The organism is Candidatus Culexarchaeum yellowstonense (genome assembly GCF_024707025.1).
GTDB lineage: Archaea > Thermoproteota > Methanomethylicia > Culexarchaeales > Culexarchaeaceae > Culexarchaeum.
In genome coordinates, this window is record NZ_JANGFQ010000151.1 from 1 (window position 1) to 3,258 (window position 3,258).

The 3,258-nt window shown below is 38.1% G+C and carries 6 protein-coding genes and 1 pseudogene; 6 read left to right on the forward strand and 1 reads right to left on the reverse strand.

Features of this window, described 5'->3' with window-relative positions:
- Positions 1–74 precede the first annotated feature (74 nt).
- From MRT15_RS09970 to MRT15_RS09995, 6 genes and pseudogenes are all read left to right on the forward strand, one after another.
- Positions 75–278 carry a hypothetical protein gene (locus MRT15_RS09970; protein ID WP_304329946.1) on the forward strand — a complete coding sequence of 68 codons (204 nt, stop codon included), beginning with the start codon at positions 75–77 and terminating at the stop codon, positions 276–278.
- A 264-nt stretch (positions 279–542) separates the two neighbouring features.
- Positions 543–854, forward strand: a complete 312-nt coding sequence (locus MRT15_RS09975) for a hypothetical protein (RefSeq protein ID WP_304329947.1) — start codon at positions 543–545, stop codon at positions 852–854.
- 278 nt (positions 855–1,132) lie between these two features.
- Positions 1,133–1,582 (forward strand): hypothetical protein, encoded by a 450-nt coding sequence (locus tag MRT15_RS09980; RefSeq protein WP_304329948.1) that lies wholly within the window; start codon positions 1,133–1,135, stop codon positions 1,580–1,582.
- A gap of 20 nt (positions 1,583–1,602) precedes the next feature.
- A complete protein-coding gene (locus tag MRT15_RS09985) occupies positions 1,603–1,893 on the forward strand; it encodes a hypothetical protein (protein ID WP_304329949.1) in 291 nt (96 codons plus the stop codon).
- 34 nt (positions 1,894–1,927) lie between these two features.
- Positions 1,928–2,035: pseudogene (locus MRT15_RS09990) on the forward strand (IS1 family transposase); the annotation flags it as partial.
- A gap of 338 nt (positions 2,036–2,373) precedes the next feature.
- Positions 2,374–2,946 (forward strand): hypothetical protein, encoded by a 573-nt coding sequence (locus MRT15_RS09995; RefSeq protein ID WP_304329950.1) that lies wholly within the window; start codon positions 2,374–2,376, stop codon positions 2,944–2,946.
- A 10-nt stretch (positions 2,947–2,956) separates the two neighbouring features.
- Here the strand turns inward: MRT15_RS09995 and MRT15_RS10000 are convergent, their stop codons facing one another.
- A complete protein-coding gene (locus tag MRT15_RS10000; RefSeq protein WP_304329951.1) occupies positions 2,957–3,115 on the reverse strand; it encodes a hypothetical protein in 159 nt (52 codons plus the stop codon).
- Positions 3,116–3,258: the final 143 nt, after the last annotated feature.

The window sequence follows — 3,258 nt, forward strand, 5'->3', positions numbered from 1 at the left end:
TTTAAAAAAAGTAGTAGTTTTTTGGGAAAGTTTATATAGGTGTGTTGGTTTAGGTGTTTATTGGTGTGTAAAGTATGGGTGTTAAGGGTGTTAGGTGTGTGATATGTGGAGCAGGTCCGTTACGTAAACCAGTAATAAGAGTTGAAGCCGTTTATCCTTATGGAACTGTGAGTTATGTTCCGATTTGTAGGAATTGTGCTAGGAAGGTTAAGGGTGTTAATGTTTTTGTTAGTGATAATCCTGGGATTAGAGTGACTTATGTACCGATTTATAAGTGATCCTACTCTTAAACCATTATTCTTTTTTTGTTTTTGTATTGGCAGCTGCCATTTTGATTGTGATCATGTTATCAGTACTTTCCTTTTTTGTAGCTACCATTTTGGTGTTGATCGTTTTTCCTATCCCTTTACTTTTAATATTATATTTATACATTATATTTTATTATAAATGTTTAATGGAATTGGTTTATGGTTTATGATCATGTTAAAGTTAAAGATAGGTTTATATAGGTGTGTAGGTATAAGTGTTTATGGGTGTACACTATGGAAACAAAATTTAGGCCGTGGAGTCATTTAAGGTTTTTCGGAGATTCGGAGCTTAGACTAAACGATCCAGTGATATGGTTCCCTGACGAACATGTGATATGTGACTACACCGAGTGTGGTGTGTATATTGCGGGGAAACATGTAAAAGCCGGTTATAAACCAATTGAAATAACCCTTAAAGAGATATTCGAGAAATATGAGTTATGGACACCGGTATATGCGGATGGTAACAGAATAGCCCAGCAATTCAGGGAATACAAAATACATACTCTATGGGATCTACTACTACACCTACTAGCACACAAATAAACCAATAAAACCCATTTTTCTTTTTTTATTACCTTTTTTCTCACGATCAAAATGGATTCACACCTAGAGTTCCATGTTTCCTGGTCCGGTAACATTAAAATCAAGTCCACCATAAAACATGATTAAAATTTGAATAGACGAGAGACGAATGGACGATCAAGACGAAATAGACGATCAAAAAGGGGGCTGAACCGATAAGGGGCTTAAACGATTATTGGGGGACCTGAACCATGCTTCAGGTCCGTTGATGATGGAAAGGTTTATATATTGGTGTGTGTATGTATTTATTGATGAAAATGCAACCAAAAAATGAAACGGGGATCCCAGCCCCCGAAAAAAGGTCCGCTCCCCCCGGACCTGAAGCTGGGAAGGGGGAGGTAAAGAGGGCGACAGTAGTCCGCTTGTATAACACCAATACCAGTCCACTGTGGAAGGTGCCAATAGCGAAAATGCTGAATCTTGCGGAAGAGTACTGTGAAGATGAATATTTTGCAGTGCTTGGAGGATTATGCGGAGCTAAACTTATAGTAATAATGCATCAAGTTGATGATGAAAGCGGCTTAATAGCAGTAGATGAAGAGGGAATGCCAGTGGAAATACCAGAAATACCATTAAGCTGGTTTGCAGAAAAGTGGGAAGAGGAAATCGAAGAATGGGTTAATGGTTTCAGTCCAGAAGTGCTGGCGAAAATGGTGTTTCAACACCACCAAAAAACCCAACAACAATAAACATTTTGTTGGTGAAAAACATGATCCAAAAGGAAAAAGTACAAGATTTACTTAGAATCAGAAAGATTACGATTATAGGAGAAAATGAAATGGAAACGAAAATGATAGAGCTTGAAAGAGGAAAGATATTCTTCTACTTCCACATCGTCAGGGAAAACGTGGGAGAATTTAGTGGAGTGGAATTTAGTGTAAGTGATGATGAATATGAAGAGGTGAGAACAGTACTTGATGAAGTAAAAGATGACATAGACTTTGAAAAGCAATTCAACTTCCTACTCTTCGATAAGGCAAAGGAATTACAAAACCTATAACTTTCTTTTGTGAGGTGAAGGTGACACGGAGAAGATTAAATGTCCAAGTTGTGGAAGCATGAAGATCGTTAAATTCGGATCCATTCCAACAAGGCATGGTAGGAAGCAGCGTTATAGATGCCAAGAATGTGGGCGGACATTCTACGCTATTTAACCCAAAATTTTTTTGTGTCTAGACGATCAAAGGTGGACTTGAAGCATGGTTCTAGTCTCCAAAAATATTGAATTGAATTGGAGACGAGTATGACGAGTTTGAGACGAACATGAGACGATCATGCTTCACTGGGACAGGTCCCCCAAACATTATTTGAATGTTTTTCCAGTGGAAATATGGGTATGATACTTATATTTCCAGTGTATGGGGGTATATTATAAGGGGGGTATATAGAAAAATAAATATATAAATTAAAACCTAAAAAATTATGGTATAGGGGGTATATATTATGTTTATCCAGTGGAAATATAGGTTGGTGGTTCATTATGGGTAGACTTAGAATAGTGATGAAGCCTAGATTCATTGGATTCGAGGTTGAGGAGGAGGTTTATGAGTTGCTTAGAAGGATTGCTTTTGAGAGGAAGACGACGCTTTCAAGTGCTGCAAGGGAAATATTGCATCATGGGTTGAGGAGCATGGGATTGTTGGGTGGACCTGAAACCAATGATAAACGTGTGCAGGTCCTTCAAGATCCACCATGCCAGCAGACTGATTTAATAGTATCCAGCGAAATAGAGGAGTTCAACCAGGAATTAGATGATTTGGATGTGAAAGTGGATTTGCTTGGTGATAGGATGCTCAAAGTACTGGATAAAGTTGAGAGGCAACCCAGAGATCCAAAGGATATCCGAAGCTACACTCAAGATGAAAGGGAAATATTAAGGTTGGTGAACCAAATACATTTAATTGAGGAGGAAATAAGGCGGGCGACAAACAAATACTATAAACTCAAAAAGCAAGCTTCACATGAACAGTTAAAGCAAATCCAAACAAAACTATACAACATAAAATATAAGCATAGCAACATAAAACAAGAAGCCAAAAAAATAATGAAATAAACATTCACAATTAACCAACGAAGAACAAGCTGTCAGCCACACTATCAACGATCTTAACTGCACCAATACTCCTCAAATAGCTCTCCTTCTCACTGGCCTCCTTCTCACTTAAAACCTTATCATAACCAAAACATCCAACACGAACACGAAGCCTAACACCCTCAGGCAACCTACTCACCTTATACACAACCAAATGACAGTAGCGAGCATGATCCATCAAAGCATCCCAATCCTAAACTTTATATGCGGACCTGAACCTAGAAAATAAGCATGAGGTGATGATTGATGATTGAGAAGATAATCCTCCCATTG

Coding starts and splice junctions, on each gene's coding strand:
- MRT15_RS09970 (WP_304329946.1), top strand. CDS start 75: ATGGGTGTTAAGGGTGTTAGGTGTGTGATATGTGGAGCAGGTCCGTTA.
- MRT15_RS09975 (WP_304329947.1), top strand. CDS start 543: ATGGAAACAAAATTTAGGCCGTGGAGTCATTTAAGGTTTTTCGGAGAT.
- MRT15_RS09980 (WP_304329948.1), top strand. CDS start 1,133: ATGTATTTATTGATGAAAATGCAACCAAAAAATGAAACGGGGATCCCA.
- MRT15_RS09985 (WP_304329949.1), top strand. CDS start 1,603: ATGATCCAAAAGGAAAAAGTACAAGATTTACTTAGAATCAGAAAGATT.
- MRT15_RS09995 (WP_304329950.1), top strand. CDS start 2,374: ATGGGTAGACTTAGAATAGTGATGAAGCCTAGATTCATTGGATTCGAG.